The organism is Leeuwenhoekiella marinoflava DSM 3653 (genome assembly GCF_900129005.1).
Classification (GTDB): Bacteria; Bacteroidota; Bacteroidia; order Flavobacteriales; family Flavobacteriaceae; genus Leeuwenhoekiella; species Leeuwenhoekiella marinoflava.
The window spans coordinates 37,307-58,899 of record NZ_FQUN01000018.1 but is presented as its reverse complement, the minus strand read 5'-3'; the positions used below and the strand labels follow the sequence as shown (position 1 = coordinate 58,899).

17 protein-coding genes are annotated in these 21,593 nt (G+C 37.2%); 6 read left to right on the top strand and 11 right to left on the bottom strand.

The window, feature by feature from the left end:
- The first annotated feature begins 98 nt into the window (after positions 1–98).
- Complete coding sequence (locus BUB91_RS15905) at positions 99–1,502, top strand: MptA/MptB family glycosyltransferase (protein ID WP_083557984.1); 1,404 nt, start codon at positions 99–101, stop codon at positions 1,500–1,502.
- Here the strand turns inward: BUB91_RS15905 and BUB91_RS15900 are convergent.
- The 3 genes from BUB91_RS15900 to BUB91_RS15890 are packed head-to-tail and all read right to left on the bottom strand — an operon-like array spanning position 1,499 to position 4,474.
- Positions 1,499–3,136, bottom strand: a complete 1,638-nt coding sequence (locus BUB91_RS15900; protein ID WP_073100264.1) for an ArnT family glycosyltransferase — start codon at positions 3,134–3,136, stop codon at positions 1,499–1,501. The two genes, BUB91_RS15905 and BUB91_RS15900, sit on opposite strands and share 4 nt — an antisense overlap.
- Complete coding sequence (locus tag BUB91_RS15895; RefSeq protein ID WP_073100263.1) at positions 3,133–3,762, bottom strand: lipid-A-disaccharide synthase N-terminal domain-containing protein; 630 nt, start codon at positions 3,760–3,762, stop codon at positions 3,133–3,135. Before BUB91_RS15895 ends, BUB91_RS15900 begins: the two co-directional genes overlap by 4 nt.
- Positions 3,755–4,474: a glycosyltransferase gene (locus tag BUB91_RS15890; protein WP_073100262.1), complete on the bottom strand. Its 720-nt coding sequence runs from the start codon at positions 4,472–4,474 to the stop codon at positions 3,755–3,757. The genes BUB91_RS15895 and BUB91_RS15890 overlap by 8 nt, the downstream gene beginning before the upstream one ends.
- A 209-nt stretch (positions 4,475–4,683) precedes the next feature.
- On the opposite strand from BUB91_RS15890, the gene BUB91_RS15885 reads away from it, so the two are divergent.
- Positions 4,684–6,294, top strand: coding sequence for a family 20 glycosylhydrolase (locus tag BUB91_RS15885; protein WP_073100261.1), 1,611 nt, complete (start codon positions 4,684–4,686; stop codon positions 6,292–6,294).
- A 90-nt stretch (positions 6,295–6,384) separates the two neighbouring features.
- On the opposite strand, the gene BUB91_RS15880 is transcribed toward BUB91_RS15885, so the two are convergent.
- From BUB91_RS15880 to BUB91_RS15865, 4 genes are all read right to left on the bottom strand, one after another.
- Positions 6,385–7,359 (bottom strand): deoxyhypusine synthase family protein, encoded by a 975-nt coding sequence (locus BUB91_RS15880; RefSeq protein WP_073100314.1) that lies wholly within the window; start codon positions 7,357–7,359, stop codon positions 6,385–6,387.
- Positions 7,349–8,293 (bottom strand): agmatinase, encoded by a 945-nt coding sequence (gene speB / locus BUB91_RS15875; RefSeq protein WP_073100260.1) that lies wholly within the window; start codon positions 8,291–8,293, stop codon positions 7,349–7,351. The genes BUB91_RS15880 and speB overlap by 11 nt, the downstream gene beginning before the upstream one ends.
- Positions 8,280–9,680 (bottom strand): arginine decarboxylase, encoded by a 1,401-nt coding sequence (locus BUB91_RS15870; protein WP_073100259.1) that lies wholly within the window; start codon positions 9,678–9,680, stop codon positions 8,280–8,282. The genes speB and BUB91_RS15870 overlap by 14 nt, the downstream gene beginning before the upstream one ends.
- A 134-nt stretch (positions 9,681–9,814) precedes the next feature.
- Positions 9,815–10,669, bottom strand: a complete 855-nt coding sequence (locus tag BUB91_RS15865) for a pseudouridine synthase (RefSeq protein WP_073100258.1) — start codon at positions 10,667–10,669, stop codon at positions 9,815–9,817.
- 374 nt (positions 10,670–11,043) lie between these two features.
- On the opposite strand from BUB91_RS15865, the gene BUB91_RS15860 reads away from it, so the two are divergent.
- Positions 11,044–11,379 carry a hypothetical protein gene (locus tag BUB91_RS15860; protein WP_073100257.1) on the top strand — a complete coding sequence of 112 codons (336 nt, stop codon included), beginning with the start codon at positions 11,044–11,046 and terminating at the stop codon, positions 11,377–11,379.
- Between the two features lie 57 nt (positions 11,380–11,436).
- On the opposite strand, the gene BUB91_RS15855 is transcribed toward BUB91_RS15860, so the two are convergent.
- Genes BUB91_RS15855 through BUB91_RS15845 form a run of 3 tightly spaced genes read right to left on the bottom strand, consistent with a single transcriptional unit; the run spans position 11,437 to position 14,427 of the window.
- Positions 11,437–12,351, bottom strand: coding sequence for a geranylgeranylglycerol-phosphate geranylgeranyltransferase (locus tag BUB91_RS15855; protein ID WP_073100256.1), 915 nt, complete (start codon positions 12,349–12,351; stop codon positions 11,437–11,439).
- Positions 12,352–12,375: 24 nt separating this feature from the next.
- A complete protein-coding gene (locus BUB91_RS15850) occupies positions 12,376–13,314 on the bottom strand; it encodes a mevalonate kinase family protein (protein ID WP_073100255.1) in 939 nt (312 codons plus the stop codon).
- Between the two features lie 30 nt (positions 13,315–13,344).
- On the bottom strand, positions 13,345–14,427 hold the full coding sequence (locus BUB91_RS15845) for a diphosphomevalonate decarboxylase (RefSeq protein ID WP_073100254.1): 1,083 nt from the start codon (positions 14,425–14,427) through the stop codon (positions 13,345–13,347).
- Positions 14,428–14,532: 105 nt separating this feature from the next.
- Here BUB91_RS15845 and BUB91_RS15840 point away from each other — a divergent pair, with 105 nt between their 5' ends.
- A complete protein-coding gene (locus BUB91_RS15840) occupies positions 14,533–15,009 on the top strand; it encodes a TspO/MBR family protein (protein ID WP_175551011.1) in 477 nt (158 codons plus the stop codon).
- On the opposite strand, the gene BUB91_RS15835 is transcribed toward BUB91_RS15840, so the two are convergent.
- On the bottom strand, positions 15,006–16,262 hold the full coding sequence (locus BUB91_RS15835; RefSeq protein WP_073100253.1) for a BaiN/RdsA family NAD(P)/FAD-dependent oxidoreductase: 1,257 nt from the start codon (positions 16,260–16,262) through the stop codon (positions 15,006–15,008). The genes BUB91_RS15840 and BUB91_RS15835 overlap by 4 nt on opposite strands.
- A gap of 481 nt (positions 16,263–16,743) precedes the next feature.
- Between BUB91_RS15835 and BUB91_RS15830 the strand changes: the two genes are divergently transcribed.
- Together BUB91_RS15830 and BUB91_RS15825 are read left to right on the top strand one after the other, a co-directional pair.
- The gene (locus BUB91_RS15830; RefSeq protein WP_073100252.1) at positions 16,744–19,848 is read left to right on the top strand and encodes a SusC/RagA family TonB-linked outer membrane protein; all 3,105 of its coding nucleotides are present in this window, start codon (positions 16,744–16,746) and stop codon (positions 19,846–19,848) included.
- 10 nt (positions 19,849–19,858) lie between these two features.
- A complete protein-coding gene (locus tag BUB91_RS15825) occupies positions 19,859–21,445 on the top strand; it encodes a RagB/SusD family nutrient uptake outer membrane protein (protein WP_317041353.1) in 1,587 nt (528 codons plus the stop codon).
- Positions 21,446–21,593: the final 148 nt, after the last annotated feature.

The following is a 21,593-nucleotide window of genomic DNA, read 5'->3' as shown; positions in this document are numbered from 1 at the left end:
GTTTTAAATCACAAAAACTTGATTAAAAAGGATGCCGTTACAATCGCTAGTCCGTGAGTATATTCCTTATTTTTAATCGATTTTAAAAACCCGAATTCTTGCTTCAAACGCTCAAAACCTATAAAATACAAATCATAATGGCACTTACAGTGCTTGTACTTTATGCTGCGTTTGCATACGATCTGGAGCGTTCAGATTTTGTACGACTCATCACCCTTTTTGCCGGGTCGTTTTACCTCAGCTTTAAACTCATACAACTGTTACGATTCAATTTTAAAACATTAGTAATTTTGGGTGTTTTAGCTCGTCTGATTTTTATAATCGCCTTGCCTAATTTATCACAAGACTACTTCAGATTTTTGTGGGATGGCAGGCTACTCGCAAAAGGCTTAAGTCCGTATTTGTTGACACCCAATCAGTGGGTTACTTCCGGAGAAATTCCCATAAACCAAAGCCAGGTATTATTGGACGGAATGAGTGGTTTAAGCCGTCAGCATTTCTCTAACTATCCACCGGTCAATCAGTTTTTCTTTTGGCTTTCGGGTATTTTGAGTGGCTCTTCGATTTTGGGCGGTGTTTTGGTTTTGAGACTTTGTATCATCGCTGCAGATCTTGGAATTCTCTGGATTGGAAGAAAACTGCTTGAAAAGCTAAAGCTCCCCGAACATCAGATTTTTTGGTATTTTCTCAACCCATTTATCATCATCGAGCTCACCGGTAATCTACATTTTGAAGGGGTGATGCTCTTTTTCTTAATCGCATCAATCTACCTTTTAATACGCGGAAACTGGCTCTGGTCTGCGGTCTTAATGGGATGTTCTATTTCGGTTAAATTATTGCCGCTGCTGCTGCTTCCTGTATTGTTTCAGTATTTGATTAAAAGCAGTAGTTCAGAAAATCGAATTTCAAAAATCTATAATCCTTTTTTGAAGAAACCACTCCAATCCATTTGGTTTTTGATTCGATACTACTCTGTCGCTCTGCTTATTTTTGCTGTCAGTTTTGCTCCATTTTTAAATGCAGAACTCCTGAATCATTTTACAGATACGATTGCACTTTGGTTTCAGAAATTTGAATTTAACGCCAGTATTTACTACATAGTTCGCTGGATTGGTTTTCAGGTTAAAGGCTATAACATCATAGGTTCTGCAGGGAAGATGCTTCCGGTTATTGTGATTGCAATTTTACTGCTCTTCACATTTCTTCGAAAGAATAATTCGCCTAACCGCCTACTCTGTGTCTTGCTATTTAGCGCTTCGATTTACTTTGCGTTTTCTACAACCGTTCACCCGTGGTATATTGCTACACCTCTTTTGCTTTCGGTTTTTACAAAATATAGATATGCTTTAATTTGGAGTGCGGCTGTGATACTGAGTTATGCCGCGTATCAAGCAGATAACGTACACGAAAATTTAGTATTGGTAGCGCTAGAATATAGCGCTGTTGCTAGCTATTTGATTTGGGAATTGATAAACAACAAAGCCCTGAAGTTATTTTCTTAATTGGCTTTAGAAACCAGATATAAGCAACCAACTCTTCGGGTTTTATAATTACGATCTGCTTTTGTCGTTATGTTTCCATCATAGCAGCCTTCTAATGTCATATTAAAGCCATCCAGCAGCTCTTTCAATTCTTCTTGACGTTCTTCTTCTAAAATTAAATAAAACGGAGTTTGAGTAGGTAAATGCAAGCCTTCACGAGTATTGAGCACGGGTACACGTTGCCCTAAATCCCAAATTAGTTCCGGAGAAGAATTCTCAAATAAATACAATTGTTTTTCCTCAGACAGTAACTGCTGAACTTTAGGCGCCAACTGCGCGTAATCTTCATTCGTATAACTTGCACGCACAAGTGGAAATCCAAAAGTAATCACCGCGCAAGTGAAGCCAATCACTAAGAAAAAAACGCGTTCTATTTTTCGCTTTGCTAAATATTTAAAGATAAAAACACCAGTTATCAGCAACACCAGGCTCAAAGAAATATACCAAAAGTAAAGTCCGTCTAAATTGGAACTCAAAACCAAATAACCTGCTATAGGCGTCAGGAAACAAACCAGACCAATGATTCCGAAATTAAAATAAACCGGAACAGTCTCTCGTTTGTCTTTTAAAACTTTAAAAGCACGAACTAAATACTCGATATAAAAACTGGTGTTTAGTGCTAACGGAATAAGTACCGGCAATAAATAGCGCGACTTTTTCTCAGGGATACACGATAACAGAACTACTGCAGCCAACGTCCAGATCAGGCTGAAGCGATACATCTTTAAATTAGAACACCTTGATTTTAAATAGGGATATAAAAGACTTACAAACGCAGGAATCGTCCAGATTCCGCTTTGCGTAAAAAAGCTCCAGTAATAGTAAAACGCTCGCATATTTCTATTTGCCCAAGCCGTCGTTTCTTTATCAGCAATTGCGGTTGCTGTCTCACTGTCTCCAAAATAAATTGCTAGTGCCCACCACGAGCTCAAGACCAATGTAATCGACACTAAAAGTATAAACGGAACTGTGCGACTTCTGGATGTTTTCAGCTTAAAAACCGCTACATAAGCGATTAGAAAAGGAAGTAATAAGGCAAAATGACTTACCGGTCCTTTACTCATAAAAGATAAGCCGATAAACAAACCAGCAAGTGCAGCATTTTGATAAATTTTTGATTCAGTGGTAAAAAACTGAAATAGGAAGTAAATTCCGCCTAGCATAAAAGCGTGCGCAAAAATATCCCAGGTTCCGTTTCTGCCTGCAAAAAGAATGTAAAATGAAGTAGCTAAAATGAAACTTCCATATAAACTTTGCTTTGCACTGAGCTGCATACGCTTCCGCGAAAGCGAAAAACTAAACAAGATCAAAACCGTGCTTATAAGGGCTGAAGGCAAACGTAATGCCCAAAGTTTTGTAATCCCAAAAATTCCAGCTGAAAAAGCTACAAGCCATGTGGGAAGCGGTGGTTTCTCATAACGAGCTTCGCCATTCATTGTGGTCAACACCCAGTTGTTATGCTCCAGCATTTCCCGAGCGGTGTTGAAGTTACGCGCTTCCATAATATTAGCATACAACACATCGAGATGCGGAAAGAACAAAAACAGACAAGCTGCTACGAGAATTAAAGGATAATATTTTTCTGAAATTTTCATTCTTTATCAATACCTATAGAGAGTCGCATATTTCTAAAATAGATAAAAACTCCCATTAAATGCCCCACAAAAAGAACCGGATCTTTTCTGAGTATCGCGTAGGTAAGAATAAGTAATCCACCCACAAGACTCAGAAGCCAAAAACCTAACGGTAAACTTGATTTTTTCTTACGTTCAGAATATACCCATTGATAAATAAAACGAAGTGTAAATATCAGCTGAGCAATGCTACCTAATATCAAAAGCCAGAGTGGAATACTTTCGTTTCTGAATAACTTATCCAAATCGTAGTTACCGTTATTATAGGAATAGATAACTAACAGAGCCGGAAAAATAAGTAAGAACCAGCGCAAAGTTTTAGGTGACTTCACCCACTGCCCTTGAAGTTGCAAATTACGGATGTATATAAAATACGTCAATGTTTGTCCCAACATAATGGCAAAGTCTTCTCGCAAATAACCGTAAACAAACAATAAGAAAGAAGCACCCAGACTCAACCACCAGAAGGTAGAAGGTGTTAAAACACGCTTTTGTTTTTCGCTAAGAAACCACTGAATAATAAGCCGGCCCGAAAACATAAGCTGTGCTAAAAACCCAATACAATATATCCAGATAGGACTATCCATTCGATTTTTTGGCTACCTCATAATTAATATACTTTTTCTTCATCCAGAGGTATGCAAAACAGTCCATCAAAGGCCCCAGTAAACGATTCCATAAACCGAATTTTGCGGTACCTGCTATACGTGGAAAATGTCTGATAGGCACCTGTATGGTTTTCCCATTTTGTAACATAATCATAGCAGGTAAAAAACGATGCAAACCTCTAAACATAGGAATGCGCTTCGCATAATCTGTTTTGATAACCTTTAGCGGACAGCCCGTATCGTCCATCCCATCGTGAGTAAAAGCTCGCCTAATAGTATTGGCAATCGTACTAGACATATTCTTCACAAAAGAATCTTTGCGATCAGCACGGTGACCCGTTACCAAATCATAGTCTTCAGCATATTTTATAAGAATATTAAAATCTTCCGGAGTGGTTTGCAGATCGCTGTCTATATAGCCTACTAACGGAGTAGTAGTATAATCAAAACCTGCTTTTATCGCTGCGCTCAGTCCGTAGTTTTTTGCAAAAGAAATAAACTGAAATCCTTCACTACGTGCGCAAATGGTTTCTATAAGTTCTTGACTTTTATCTTTAGAACCATCATTTACAAAAAGTACCTGAGTAGGTACCGCAGCTATTTTAAAATAATCCTGAAAAACCTGCTCCACACGAAGCAAGTTATCTTCTTCATTATAAACAGGAACGACTACCGTTAACTTGTAAGACATACTAATAAATAAGTTTGCGAAAATAAGCAATACTTCTAAAGCAAATCTAAAGTTTTCCCGTTTTTGTTAATCACACAACTTCTGACACGTGCATTAATTTACAGAGCGCTTTTTCTTTTTATAATTTTTGATGACGTAATTTGCAGGAAGCTTTTCGTTAGAAAGCCAAGTATAGCAGTAAAAAACCTACTCTATTAAAAAAATTATTGATGCACTATTTTAGATCTTCAGCTTTAGCATTCAGCTGTATTGCAATGCTCTTTTTTTCCTGTAAACCAGAAAAAGATCCTCGAATATTAAATCTTCCTAAAACCGATTTAACTCAGGCTGACCTCATCCCAAAACCTTCAACTACAAAAGCTACATACAGCGCTTTCCCTTTAGATCAATATACAGCTATTCACACCGCTCCTGATTCGTTAGGATTTAATGATGTCGGCTTGTTTTTAGCTGCTAAAATAAAAGACTTAGTAGAACTTGATATTCCTGTGAATACAGAATACCCCAATCAAGAAAGCGTTATCTACATTCACCAATCAGATAGTCTTTCTAAAATCAATCAAGAATCTTATTTCTTAAAAATTAATAAAGATTCTATTGTTTTGAGTGCAGGAAGCTCTGCAGGAGCCTTTAGAGGAATACAAACCTTACGCCAACTTATCCCATTAAAGGCTAACGATTCTATAATTGATTACCCTGTGTGGCCTATAGCTTCAGGAACTATAAATGACACGCCATTATTTGCTTATCGCGGTGCCATGCTAGATGTAGCACGTCATTTCTTCACTGTGGAAGAAGTTAAAAAATACATTGATCTTCTGGCTTACTATAAGTACAACATGCTGCATTTACACCTTACAGATGATCAAGGTTGGCGCATTGAGATAAAGTCGTGGCCTAAACTTACCGAAATAGGCGGAGCCACAGAAGTAGGTGACGAACCCGGTGGCTTTTACACCCAAGAAGATTACAAAACCATTGTTGAATACGCTGCTCAAAATCACATAACCATAATTCCTGAGGTCGATATGCCCGGTCATACCAATGCCGCTTCAGTAGCTTATCCTTTTTTAAATGGAAACGGTAAAACTCCAGAAATATATAGAGGTACGCACGTAGGTTTTAGCACATTTGATACACGCAAGGATACTGTTTATACGTTTATAGATGATGTGGTACGAGAGATTTCGGCATTAACACCCGGACCTTATTTTCACATAGGTGGTGATGAAAGTCACGTAACCAAAAAGGAAGATTATATCTATTTTGTAAATAAAGCTGAAAAAATTGTTCAGCGCTATAACAAGATCATGATTGGTTGGGATGAAGTGGTAACGGCAGATATTGACACTACTTCTATCGCTCAGTTTTGGTCAAGTACAGACAATGCAAAAATGGCCGTAGCCAAAAACCTGAAGATTATCATGTCTCCCGCAAATAAAGCGTATCTGGATATGAAATACGATCTTGAATCTGAATATGGACTGAGTTGGGCCGGATATGTACCGATAGACACAGCCTATATCTGGAAACCGGAATCGTATGAGAATATTCCACAAGAAAATATTTTAGGTATTGAAGCGCCGCTTTGGTCTGAGACCGTTAGCAACATTAGCGAACTTGAATATCTAGCATTCCCGAGAGCTATTGGTTTTGCCGAATTGAACTGGTCACAACCTGAAAACAGAGATTGGGAAAATTATAAAGTTCGCCTAGGCAATCAGGTTCCGTTTTTAGAAAAAAATAATGTAAATTATTATCCTTCTCCATTAATAGAATGGAAAACTGAAAGTGCACCACCAAAGACTATAAAAGAATAAAACACCTATTTTTTAACCTGAAAATAGATTCATAAAAAAAGCCTCCCGAATTTAGAATTCCGGAGGCTTTTTAATTGACTAAAATTTGTTTTACATATCTAATAAATATGCAAATACAAGTGGAGCAACGATAGTTGCATCACTTTCTATTATAAATTTTGGTGTATTGATGTCGAGTTTACCCCAAGTGATTTTCTCATTAGGCACAGCTCCTGAATATGAACCGTAACTGGTTGTAGAATCTGAGATCTGACAGAAATAACTCCAAAATGGTGTGTCTTCCCGTTCCATATCTTGATACAGCATAGGCACCACACAAATAGGGAAATCTCCGGCAATACCACCACCTATCTGGAAGAATCCAATTCCGTTTTTAGAATTGTTGGTATACCAATCTGCAAGAAATGTCATATACTCAATACCAGACTTCATTGTTGAAGCTTTAAGCGCTCCTTTCAACACATAAGAAGCAAAGATGTTACCCATCGTACTATCTTCCCATCCCGGACAGATAATAGGCAAGTTTTTTTCTGCAGCGGCATACATCCAAGAATCTTTAAGATCTATCTCGTAGTATTCTTCAAGAACGCCACTCAACAACATCTTATACATAAACTCGTGCGGTAAGTAACGCTCACCGGCATCATCTGCATCTTTCCAGATTTTATAAATATGTTGTTGCAACCTACGAAAAGCTTCCTCTTCAGGAATACACGTATCAGTAACACGATTGAGACCTTTTTCTAAAAGATCCCATTCTTCTTGCGGAGTTAGATCGCGGTAGTTAGGTACACGCTTGTAATGCGAATGTGCTACCAGATTCATAATATCTTCCTCAAGGTTTGCACCTGTACAAGAGATAATCTGAACCTTATCTTGGCGGATCATTTCTGCGAAAATTTTACCCAACTCTGCAGTACTCATAGCACCGGCAAGAGAAACGAGCATTTTTGCACCATTATTGAGTTGCTCTTCATAGGCTTTTGCAGCATCAACTACTGAAGCAGCATTAAAGTGCAAATAATATTTTTCTATAAATTGAGAGATTGCTCCCTTAGTCTTCATCGTCATTTAGATCAAATTTATTTACGCCACCTTTAGAGGTTTTAGCTACGTAAGTATTATCATAATTATCTTCAATATCTTCTCCTTCAAATTTGTAACTCAACATTTTATAGTAAAGTTTAGCAGCTAAGAAGTCTGAAGATTTATCGTGCTCGCTAGGGCAAAGTTCCATAATATCAAAACCTACCACATTCTTTTCAGCAAAAAGACGCTTCAAGAAATCCATTGTTTCATACCAAAATAAGCCGCCCGGCTCAGGAGTTCCGGTAGAGGGCATAATAGAAGGGTCTAATCCGTCAAGATCAAATGTGACAAAAACGTGATCTGTACATAAATCTATGACATTATCTGCCCAATACTCATCTTGTACCATTTCGTGAGCAAAAAAAGTTTTATCCTCATCCATTACGGTTTTCTCAAGAGCATCCATACTGCGTATTCCTACCTGAATAAGGTTGGTTGTCTGGCTTGCTTCATACATCGCACATGCGTGATTGCATTTACTACCCATATACTCCTGACGCAAGTCTGTATGTGCATCTATTTGTAAAACTGTTAGGTTATCATACAGCTCATTAAAAGCACGTATCGCACCTATAGAAACCGAATGTTCTCCACCAAACAACGTCACAAACTTATTTCGTTTGATAAAGTCTTTAGTTGTTTTATGCACTTCTTCTACCATTGCTTCTGGCGAACTAGCTTCTGTTATTGCAGGAGCGAGATAAATACCTTGCTGATACACTTCGGTATCAGTTTCAATATCATAAGTCTCCATATTTTCTGAAGCATCTAAAAAAGCTTGCGGGCCTTTATCTGCACCTTTACCCCAAGTACTGGTACCATCATAAGGCACCGGGATTAGTACAATTTTTGAAGTCTCCAGTTTGGCAAACTCATCAGGGATGCCGGCATAATTTTTAGTTGTACTCATAACCTAAAATCTTAAGCAATTGTTCTGCTTTTTGTTGTTCATTAAATATACGGGTTGTTAAGTTACCATTTTCATCCCTATCTATCAGAATATGTTTAGGTTGAGGGATTAAACAGTGTTGCAGACCACCATAGCCTCCTATGGTTTCCTGATAAGCACCGGTATTAAAAAACCCGATGTATAATGGTTTATCTTTTTTATATCTGGGTAAATAAATCGCATTACTGTGTTGCTCACTGTTGTAGTAATCATCACTGTCACACGTAAGGCCGCCTAATAAAACACGCTCATATTCTTCATCCCACCGGTTTACAGGCAGCATAATAAAGCGCTTACTAATCGCCCAAGTATCTGGCAAAGTAGTTATAAATGATGAATTTATCATATTCCACTTTTCACGATCATTTTGCTGTTTTTGATACAATACTTCATAGACTGCGCCGCCACTCTCTCCTACTGTAAAACTTCCGAATTCAGTAAAGATATTAGGTACGGCAACTTCAGCTTCTTCACAAGTAGTCTTGATCTGGTTGATGATTTCATCTACCATATAAGCATAGTCGTAATCAAAAGCCAATGAATTTTTAATAGGAAAACCTCCGCCAATATTTAGACTGTCTAATGAAGGGCAAATCTTTTTCAATCTGATGTAAACCTTAAGACATTTGTTCATCTCATTCCAGTAATACGCGTTGTCGCGAATACCGGTATTGATGAAAAAATGAAGCATCTTAAGCTCTAGCTGATCGTTATTTTTAATCTGATCTTCATAAAACGGAACAATATTCTTATACCCAATTCCTAATCGCGAAGTATAGAATTCAAACTTAGGCTCTTCTTCTGAAGCAATACGAATACCGATTTTAAAATCACCTTTAATACCTTCGGTAAGCAGGTTGATTTCTTCATAATTATCAATGATAGGAATACAGTTTTTCTGTCCTTCATTAATAAGACTCGTGATATTCTGTATGTATTGGTCCCGTTTAAAGCCATTGCAAATCACAAACGTATCATCTGTTATCTTGCCGTTTTCTTTCAGCTTATTTACAATATCGATATCAAAAGCAGAAGATGTCTCAATATGAATATCATTTTTAAGAGCCTCGTCAAGTACATGTTTAAAGTGCGAACTTTTTGTACAATAACAATAATTATAAGAACCCTTATAATTATGCTTCTCAATAGCATCTGCAAACCAGCCTTTAGCTCTATTGATATTTTCAGAAATTTTTGGCAAATAACTGAATTTCAATGGAGCACCGTACTGCTCTACAAGAGCCATCAAGTCTATATCATGAAACTTTAATTGATTGTCCTCGAGTTTGAATTCCTCCTGAGGAAAGTAGAAAGATTGATCTATAAGATCTATATACTTTGTATTCATTAAAATATTTAAAGTAGGAAATGTAAAAAAAGAATTTGATATACAATGCAATCAACTCTTAAGGTAATGTAAAAAATTACTAACCTTCAATTTTACAGCACTTTAAATCTAAAAATAAAATACAGAACATAGCCTTAAAGCATCATAAGATTGTTTATCTCCTGTTCACTCAAGTGTTTGTACTTACCTCTTGGAAGGTCTTTTTTAGTCAAACCGGCAAGTGTAACACAATCTACACGTACAACTTGATAATCTAAATGCTCAAAAACGGTACGTATAAGACTGCTTCCTATATTTCTTATGCGAAGTCCTACTTCCTTTTTAGGAGCGCCATCTACATACTTCAGATCTTCAACATCATATTTCTTACCATCTACAGTGAGACCTTTCTTTATTTTTTCTAGATCCTCTCCTTTAAGGTTTTTATCCAGCTCTATATGAAAAAGACGTTGCAACCCGGATTTTGAATTGGTCAATTTCTGCATAACCTTCTCATCATTTGTAAATAAGATAAGTCCTGTTGCATTACGACCTAACCTTCCTACCGGCTGAATGCGAGATTTTGTAGCACTTGCAACAAGATCCATAACCGTCATTCCTTTAGAATTACTGGTAGTCACAGAAAAACCTTTTGGCTTATTAAGCAGCACATAAGCTTTAGACTCAGGATTGATGCGACGCCCGTCAAAACGCACATCATCATCTAAATTAACTTTATAACCCATCTCATTAATAATCTCACCATTAACCGTAACCTGCCCGGTGGCGATATACATATCTGCTTCCCTACGAGAGCAGATACCACTATTAGAAATGTATTTATTTAAACGAATACCACCTTTATTAGAACTGGTAGTCGCTGTGCGACTGCTACCGGTTGTATTTTTCTTTATTGGTGAGTTTCCTCTTGCGTTACTTTTACTACGCATATTATTAGTACCTCGACCAGACGCTTTCCCGTCTCTCTTGCCTTCTTGATGTCTGCTCATAATTTAATTTTGCGCAAAGATACATATTTAAAAAACGAATTTAACACGCTAAATCAAGCTTCAGAGTACCTATACTGAATACTTAAAAATCGCATTCCTTAATCTTTAGTTTATATTAATAATCAGAATAGTTATTGAAAATGAAACACTTAGAATAAATCTCAAATTAGTTAGTATTAAATCACCCTAAAACATTCTGATATCACACAGTTTTCTAGCTATTAATTATTAAAAATGGATTTGTTTAGAAATTGTCAAGTACGTTAAGTTTTAAAGAAAAAGGAGGCATTTCATCAAATTAGCATAATATGATTTATGCTGTATAAGGCAACCTACTCAACTACTTTTAAAATATCAATCACAAACAAAAAAACATGAAAAAGTTACACGTTTTAGTCTTAGCTCTTGCACTCAGCGCAACAAACCTTTTTGCAAACACCGACCCCAAACCAGCATCTAAGAGCGTTGAATTACGCGCTCAGGTTGTAGCGCTTTTGGGAAGTCCTAATATTGAATTAGAACAGGATATTCTAGAGAGTGATATTCATTTTATGGTTACTACTCAAGGAAATCTTGTTGTACTTAATGTAGATACAGAAAATAAAGCTGTTGAGAATTACATCAAGTCAAGGTTAAATTACAAAAAGACTAATCTTAAAGTTTTAAGGAATCGATTTTTCAATCTTACCTATACCATAAAAAAAGCATAAGTAGTAAATATATTATTTGAATTAGCCTTAAAAAGTCATCCTTCCAGATGACTTTTTTTATAGAATACGGTTGATCACAACATCTGTGTCAATCAGTAAAATACTGAAGACACCCAACACAATAATCAATTTTAAAATATTGTGCAAAAGCAAGTAATGCAACTTCTCGTTAGATTTCCATAGCCAGAATAAAAAAACCAAAAGCAGAATCGTACTCAAATAAAAATAATAATTCATCAATCCTACGTCAAATTTATTGATCAGCAAAAATGCAGGAATTACGGTAATACCCACAAATAATGTGATTAAAGCCTTTGTAAAACGCTCGCCGTAAATAACAGGAAACGTATTATAGCCTAAGGCAATATCTCCTCTAATATTTTCTAAATCTTTGATGAGTTCGCGCATAATTATAATCAAACCTAAAAATAAGGCGTGCACAAAAATTACCTTCTCAAAATTTCGATAATAGATAAATACCGCAAAAAAGGGAGTTAGCGCAAGAGATGCTGATGTAAGATTTCCTAAAAAAAGTACTTTTTTAAGCTTATGAGAATAAAACCAAATTCCAAAGATATAGGCCGAGAAAAACAACACTGCAAAGAAAGAGACATAGCTTGCAACGATGATAGATATAAAGTTGAGCACAAAATACAATGTGAGTATTTTTTTCTGACTCACCATATGGTCTAGCTTGGTCTTATTAGGCCTGTTGATCAGATCTTTTGCAGTATCGTAAAAGCTATTTATGATATAGCCTCCAGCTATAACGAATGAAGTAGACAATACAATTAAAAAGAGATTAAGGTCTAATACTACCTCTCGCATACTCAGATTATCTGGCGATAAAATAAATATCGAAGCTAGGTATTGTGCTAAAATAATAATGAGAATATTATACCCACGCACCACCGAAAACAAGCTCAAAAATTTGAGAAGCAATAGTTTGTTTCTTCGGCTTATGCGAAACATAAACGAGTATTTAGAAGATGATTCTTAGAAATTGTAGACTACTTCTAACTTATGACCGTCAAGCGATTTACGGGCTTTGTCTATATCTTCGGTGAAACCTAGAATATAACCACCACCGCCAGAACCACAAAGCTTTAAATAGTAGTCGTTAGTATCTATACCTTGCTTCCATAAGTCATGAAAACTTGCAGGAATCATGGGTTTAAAGTTACGAAGTACCGTTTTAGAAAGTTGCTTAACATTACCAAAAAGCGATTTAACATCACCTTTTAGAAAGTCATCTATACACGCATCAGTATGCTTTACAAATTGATTTTTTAACATTTTACGGAAACCTTCCTGCTTCATACTTTCCATAAAAATATTGATCATCGGCGCTGTTTCACCTACAATACCACTATCTAAAAGAAAAACCGCTCCTTTACCGTCAACAGTTTGAGAAGGAATTCCAGCAGGCTCTATATCGTCTTTGCTGTTGATCAATATAGGAAGGCTCAAGTAACTGTTTAAAGGATCTAAACCAGAAGATTTTCCGTGGAAAAAAGACTCCATCTGCGCAAAAACCTGCTTAAGCGTCAATAATTTTTCGCGAGTAAGATTTTCTAAAATCGTAATCTTATCACTAGCATATTTATCGTAGATCGAAGCTACAAGCGCTCCACTACTTCCTACTCCATATCCTTGAGGAATAGTGCTGTCAAAATACATCCCTTTAGAAATATCGGCTTTCAATGTTTCAATATCAAACTGTACTAATTCGGGTTGATCTTCTTGCAATTGCTGAAGATACTCAGCAAAACGACCTAAACTTTCGTTAGATTTAATAGCGGTTTCGTCTGGATTCTCATCTACTTTCAAAGCACCCTTATAAAAATTATAAGGTATAGATAAACCCTTTGAATCCTTGATGATTCCATACTCACCAAAAAGAAGAATTTTTGAATAAAATAAAGGTCCTTTCATAAATCTACTTGTTATTAGGCCGCTGTAAAGTTACAACTTAATCGCACCACTTCCCACACTGTCAAAAATATACCTATTATCTTGACAATATTTACTTAAATCATTCTTAATAAATTCGTGAACCTGCTCTTTATCTTTATCCGGAAATAAAACATGCACATTAGCACCCGCATCTAGCGTAAAACACACAGGAATACCGGTTTCTCTTCTGTATTCCCAAATCTCATCTATGATCTGAAGCGTGTTTGGCTTCATCAATATAAAATACGGATTACTGGTTAACATCATTGCGTGAAGTGTAAGCGCCTCACTTTCTACCAATCTCACAAAAGCATCTAAATCCCCGGTCTCTAAAATAGAAATTAGGCTAGATAGATTTACCACTGCCTGTTCAAAACGACTGGCGGCATAGGCGTGATTATGCATCAGGTTATGCCCCACGGTACTACTAACCGGCTTTTCACCCTTATCTACTAAAAGAATAGCATCTTGATAGTTGTCAAATACGGGATGTACCTCATAAGGATATTGAACACCATACATATCGCTACTTCCTTTTATTTCTGCGTGTTCTCCCCAAACGACTAAAGGACCTTCTAAAGACCTGCAACCACTTCCTGAACCCAAACGCGCAATAAAAGAAGCCTTTTGATTGAAATGTTTAAAGGTCATTTCCGGTTGCATCTCGCGCTCCATTTCCATAAGGCATAATGCAAGAGCACTTAAACCACTGGCAGAAGAAGCAATACCAGAACTGTGCGGAAAACTATTTGATGTTTCAATGGTAAACGCATAATCTTTTACAAAAGTTAAATAGGATTCAATACGCCCAAAAAACTGATGAATCTTAGGTTCAAAACCAGGTTTATGCTTTCCGTCTAAAATTACTTTAAGCTCATATTCATCGTTGATTTCTTCACGCTTTATATAGCTTAATTTAGTTGTGGTCTTACACGTATCTAGCGTAAAACTAATAGAAGGATTTTTAGGAATTTGTACACCGTGCTTGCCCCAATATTTAATTAGAGCAATATTACTTGGAGAAGCATAACTCACTGACTTACTTGTGAGTGCCTGAGTATAAACCTCAGGGTGAAATTTGGTAGTTGTCATACTGCAAATATACTGTCTCTATAAACTTATGAAAGTCTAAACTCATATTTTTAATGAATTAAGAACTCAAATTAATTTTCTAAATTAGTCCCAAGTACAGTTCTAATGATTACACAAAAGGCTTTGCGGATTTTAATACCTGTAACGATTTGCTTAATCGTGGGTTTTCTAGGTGCTATAGCTACTCAAAGCAGCGTAAATGTCTGGTACCCTAATCTAGAAAAACCATTTTTCACTCCTCCTAACTGGTTGTTTGGACCCGTTTGGACACTTCTCTATATACTTATGGGAGTAGCTGCAGGTATGGTTTGGAACAAAGGTTTTTATCACAAATGGGTAAAAACAGCTTTGTACCATTTTGGATTTCAACTCATTTTAAATGCCAGTTGGTCTATAATTTTTTTCGGACTTCAATTGATATTACCGGCATTGCTCATTATTTCGGCTTTGCTTATTCTATTACTTTTCACTTTTAAATGGTTTAAAGTAGTGAATCCCAATGCGGCTTATCTATTTATACCTTATATAATATGGGTTGCTTATGCCACAGCGCTCAATTTTGAAATCTGGCGTCTCAATTAAAGGCTTTCGGCTAAAGCTTGTGCTGCGATATACCCACCCGTCCAGGCATTCTGAAAGTTAAATCCTCCAGTTAGCGCATCTATATTAAGTACCTCTCCTACCAGATACAGACCTTTAATCTTCTTACTTTGATAGGTTTTAAAATCTATTTCGGTAAGATCTACACCTCCTGCGGTTACAAATTCTTCTTTAAAAGTACTTTTTCCGCTTACGCGAAAACGACAAGCTAGCAATTGTTGTTCCAGATTATTAAGCATCATTTTATTAATATCTGCCCATTTTAAAACATCAGAAACCCCTGAAGCTTTAACCAAATTTTGCCAAAGGCGTTTAGGTAAATCAAAAGGAGCCCACTTCGCTACGGTTTGCTTGGCAAGGTTAAATTTCGAGTCCCTTAAAGCTTCTTGTAATTGTTCTGTATTATAATCTGGCAACCAAGAAATCTCTACATAAAAATCATAATTAGAAGCCTTTAAAACATGAGCACCCCAAGCAGATAATTTTAGAATTCCAGGTCCGCTCATACCCCAATGCGTTATTAACACCGATCCTTCTGTTCCGTTCTGATCAATGTTCCTATCATTTACGAGCAATGGTTTTTTATTCAAATCCAAAAGCTTTACTCGAGCTTGAGTAGCTAAACCTGCTAGGTTTGCTATACGCACATCTTTTATATTGAAGGTAAACAAAGAAGGGACCGTAGGTGTTACAGTTATTTGGACTTCCTCTAATAATTTCAACATCTTGGGATTACTACCTGTCGCAACAACAAGTGTTTTTGATAAATAAGTTGAATCTTTAGATTCTATTTCAAAGAAATCATCATCCACCTTTTTGAAGGAAGTTAACGGAGTTTTAGTTTTCACCTCTATATTATACTTTAAAGCTTGGGCAACAAAACAAGCTATAATACTTTGTGAGCTATCACTTTGCGGAAAAACTCTTCCGTCTTCTTCTATTTTTAGAGGAACGCCTAATTCTTCAAACCACGCCATTGTATCACCAGTCATAAACGTATGAAAAGGACCTAACAATTCTCGTTTTCCTCTTGGATAAAATTCGGTAAGCGGTCTAGACTCAAACACAGAATGCGTAACATTACAACGACCACCACCCGAAACACGCACCTTATCAAGAACTTGACCTCCTCTTTCTAAGATAAGAATTGAGGATTCAGGTTTATTTTTAGCTAGATTAATTGCTGTAAAAAAGCCAGCAGCACCACCACCTATAATTATTGAATCATAAATCATAACGCAAAGATACCATCAAGGTTTATTTCTAAATCTATACTATCAAAAAATAAAAATCAATTAATCGATTTAGCATATTGATAAATAAGCGTTTAAAATACTTTTAATCAAAAAAATTACAGATTTGACGTTTTAGTATAAAAAAGTATTGTTTTATGCAGGTAAAAAAGTACTATTTGACAGTGGTTTTTGGCTTTTCGAACCAGAAAAAGCAAAAAAATTAAATTAAAGACATTACTGAATTGTTTACGTAAAAAAATAAGGCATTGTGGATATTTCATAATTTTTTCACTATATTTTCAAATATTATTAATCATTTGGTAAAAAATTGAGGATAAGCGTATTTTTTACAGTTTTCAAAACTACATCGATTTCGTTACTTAAACGTTATAGTTACTCGTGTTTATTCAATTATTTATATAAATTTGAATACCAAGAAACACTTTTGGAAAAACCAATAATTCAATTAAAATTCAAACTTATGAAGCATGTAATACTTAGAAGTATGTTGTTTTTCGCTTCGCTCTTACTGGCAGGTATGACGCAAGCACAAACAGTATCCGGAACAGTATCTGAACCTAATGGTCCGCTTCCGGGCGCAAACGTTCTCGTAAAGGGGACTACAAATGGTACTACTACTGATTTTGACGGAAACTATACCTTAAACGATGTAGCTACAGGAAGCACTCTTGTTTTTAGCTACGTAGGCTTTGCTCCTAAAGAAGTGGCCGTTGATGGCAGATCTACAATAAATGTAACTTTAGAGGAAGATGCTGCAGCACTTGAAGAAGTTGTTGTAATCGGGTACGGTTCTACTACAGTTAAAGACGCCACAGGTTCTGTTGCCTCTGTAACTTCTGAAGATTTTCAAAAAGGGGTCATTTCTTCCCCAGAACAGTTAATTCAAGGTAAAACAGCTGGGGTTCAGATAGCCTCAGGTAGTGGGGAGCCGGGATCTGGAGTTGCCATACGAATTAGAGGTACTTCTTCTGTAAGATCTAATAACAACCCCTTATTTGTGGTTGATGGTGTTCCGCTTCCTTCAGGAGATACCTCGGCAGAAGGATCTAACATAGGCGTAGGCACCAGTGCGGCCAGAAACCCTTTGAGTTTTCTTAACCCAAATGATATCGAGAGTATCAGTATTTTAAAAGATGCCTCTTCTACAGCCATTTATGGATCCCGGGGCGCAAACGGTGTAGTTATCATTACAACTAAAAGTGGTCGTGGTGGAGCAAGTGGCGGAACTTTTGAAGTTTCTTCTGAAGTAAGTGTTGCCACTCCCGCAAATGAATACGACTTATTAAACCGTCAGCAATTTTTAAGCGCCGTGTCTGCCTTTGGAGGTACAGCTACAGATTTAGGAGCAAATACAGACTGGCAATCTCTGGTTACCAGAAATACTATTTCGACAAATACAAATATTGCGTATTCTCAAAATTATGGCAGTGGAAACGTAAGGGCGACGCTTAACTATGGAAATCAGGAAGGTGTGGTTAATAAATCATCTCAAGAACGTATGGTAGGACGTTTAAATGCTTCACAACGCTTGTTTGATGACAAGTTACAGCTTACCTTACAAAGTACGTTATCCCGTGTAAATGACGAAGCGCCGCCACTTAGTGGTAGTGCCGGTTCTACAGGTGACCTTTTAGGAGCTTCTTACTCAGCAAACCCAACCTGGCCGCAGGATCCTACGTTTAATCCTGGAGATCGCATCAACCCACTAAATCTGCTCCAAAACTTTCAGAGCATAGCGGAAACCGATCGTTTCTTATTAAATTTTTCTGCTGAATATGATATTTTTGAAAGTTTAGCAGCAAAAGCAACAGTAGGTTACGACAAAGCAGAGTCTTCACGTAATGGAAGCCTGAGTTCCGATTCGTTTAACGTGGCACGCGGTGCAGGCGGTAATGGTAGAGGAGCCTTAAACGACATTGAGAATGACAACCGCCTTTTTGAATTCACTTTAAACTACAATAAGGCTTTTGAAAATTCAACCTTAGATGCACTGGTAGGTTTCTCGTATCAGGAATTTCAAGTATCAGGAAGAAACGTGGAAGGCTTTGGTTTCTCCAGCACAAATTTAGATCAAATGTCTGACGATCTTAATCGATCTGCAGCTATGTTAGAATCTATGATATCTGGCGGATACCAGCAATATGGCTATTCTAACGGTACTGATCTGTTTGTAAACAGATTGCTGCCTACTCCTTCTTCAGAAAATCTTGGAGAGGCATCAATCCCCATTCGTTCTTTATTTGCCGATACCTTTAACAACACAGACGAACTTCAATCTTACTTCACACGTATTAATTACACCATTGCAGATAAATATTTATTTACTGCCACTGTACGTGCTGACGGATCTTCAAAATTTGGGTCCAATAACAAATACGGTATCTTTCCATCTGCGGCCTTTGCCTGGAAGATTAATAACGAGGATTTTGCCGGAGACACTTTTTCTACCTTAAAACTTCGTTTGAGTTATGGTGTGACTGGTAACCAGGATGGTTTAAGTTATGGTCAATTTGTGAGAAGACAACGCTATTCAGGTGGCGGAATCAACGATGACGGTGCGATTAATATTCCAGGGGTTACTACCGTGGCTTTCCCAAACCCAGATTTAAAATGGGAAGAAACCACACAGTATGCTGCCGGTATTGATTTTGGATTTAATAACGATCGTTTTAGTGGTAGTTTTGATGTGTACCGCAAAGAAACTCAAGACTTATTATTAAATGTAGAAGCAGCTCAGCCCTCTCCGCAGCCTTTCTTTTTTCAAAATTTAGACGCTGTTGTGCTTAACACCGGTTTCGAGGTTGCTTTGAATTATGATGTTATACAAGGACAGGACTTTAACTGGACGGTAGGCATCAACGCCGCTTACAACTCTAATGAGATACAGGATTTTGAAGGTCAGATTGCTGCCGGTACCATTCGAGGTGCAGGTCTTACTAACGCTTTCGCTCAAAGACTTTCTAACGGTCAACCCCTATACTCCTTTTATTTGAGAGAATTCACCGGCTTTGACGACAGCGGTAATCCTACTTTTGAAGGAGGAATCGATAACCAAAAATTCTTAGATAAAAGTGCACTTCCTGATGTGACCGGTGGTTTATCAACCTCTGCAAATTATAAAAACTGGAGTGCTTCCCTTTACTTTAATGGCCAGTTTGGTAACTACATTTACAACAACACAGCTAACGCCTTCTTTACCGGAGGTGCAATCGGTACTGGGAATAATGTAATCGCAGATGTTGTCGACCTTGCAGGTGTAGAAAGTAGATTTGCTGAAGCATCAGTATCTGATCGTTTTTTAGAAAAAGGTGATTTTGTACGTCTTCAAACCGCTTCAATAGCCTATACAGTACCTATGGATGCAATCGGATTCTTCAAAAGCATGCGCTTTAGCTTAACCGGTCAAAACTTATTTGTAATCACAGGTTATAGTGGGCTTGATCCAGAAGTAAGTGTTATTCCCGGTGGTGGTGATTTACTGAATGGTTTGCCCATCGCAGGAATTGATTACACCTCGTTCCCTAGACCTCGTATTTACAGTTTAGGAGTGAATTTAACTTTTTAAAAAAATGAAAATGAAAATTATACCTTTTATCAAACCGCTTGCCTTGACGACTCTTTTTGCAGTCGCAATGGTCTCGTGTACCGATTTAGAAATAGAGGAAACAGACTCGATTATAAGCGAGGATACGGGAGAATTTACCTTTACACCTTTGGCTGATCCAGAGTCTTCACTTAATGATTTGTTCAACAAAGTAGGTGGGGATTTTCAAACTCAGGAAAATATGTATGCCTTATCTGAAGTAACAACAGATGAGCTTGTAGTACCCACCAGAGGTACAGACTGGGGAGATAATGGTCTGTGGAGACAATTGCATAACCACACATGGAATTCAGCTCATAATTTTATCAAAAACAGCTGGAATACCCTTAACCAGAACATTTACAGAGCGACTGAAATCATGGAAAGTAATGGCTCTGCTGAAATAACTGCTCAGGCTAAATTCTTGAGAGCCTACAATATGTTTTTTGTAATGGATCTTTTTGGTTCGGTTCCCTTCAGAGAGCTGGATGAAGGTCCGGATGTTGATCCAAGAGTTTTAACGCGTGCAGAAGCTTTCGATTTTATCGAAACTGACTTGATGGAAGCTATGCCAGACCTTCCTACAACAGGACCTGATGTTACCATGACTGTAAGAGCTTCTCAGGAAGCTGCAAATTTCTTGCTTGCAAAAATGTATCTTAATGCTAAAGTTTACAAAGGACAAGATGCTTTTGACAACGCAGATATGCAGCGTGTAATAGATTTAGTAGACGCTATTCATGCTAAAGGATTTGAGATTGAAAGTAACGGTTACTTTCAGATTTTTGAACCTACAGACGATACAGAAACCATTTTCTATTTGAGAAGTGAGGTTGCAGCTAAAATCTGGAACTCTCTGCATTATAATCAAAATGCTCCTGATAATACAGGTGGTGGCTGGAATGGTTTTTCTACCCTTGCAGAGTTTTACGACTCGTTTGAAGGTGCTCCTAACAGTAACTTTGAAGGTGATGGTCAGGAAGAACGCAGAGGTATTGTATTTGATAACACCAATGCTAACGATCAAAATCTGGGTATTGGCTACGGCTTTTTAATAGGTCAGCAGTATGATGCAGACGGCTCCAGATTAAAAAACAGACAAGGTCAGGATCTGGTATTTACTAAAGAAATCCCTAACCTCGTTGGTAATACAGAAGCTACCGGTATGCGTTTAATCAAATATCATCCCTTTGATCCTATCCCGGATGATGACTCTTCACCACTTATTGAATCGTTTAGAAGACACACCATTTTCTTCAGATATTCTGATGCGCATTTAATGAAAGCCGAAGCTATGATGCGTATGGGAGGAGATCCTACAGCTCTGGTGAATGAATTGAGAGGAAATCGTGAGAACACGCCCGCACTTCAGTCTGTTACAGAAACTGAATTACTTGCAGAACGTGGACGCGAACTTTTTATTGAAATATGGAGAAGAAACGACCTGATACGTTTTGATCAGTATACCGCTCCATGGGGACTAAAAGAAGTTACAGGAGATCCTGATAAGAACTTGTTTCCAATTCCTGAAACTGCATTATTATCTAATCCTAACCTGGTGCAAAACCCCGGTTATTAACAATTAATTGTAGTTATAAAGATAAAAGAGGCTGTCTGCAAGTCAAGACAGTCTCTTTTTGAATTTCATAAAACCCCTGATTTGCAAACTAAATGTCTCTCATTTATTAAAAAAATTTAGACTGTCACGGAATAACTTTTTTTTTTGC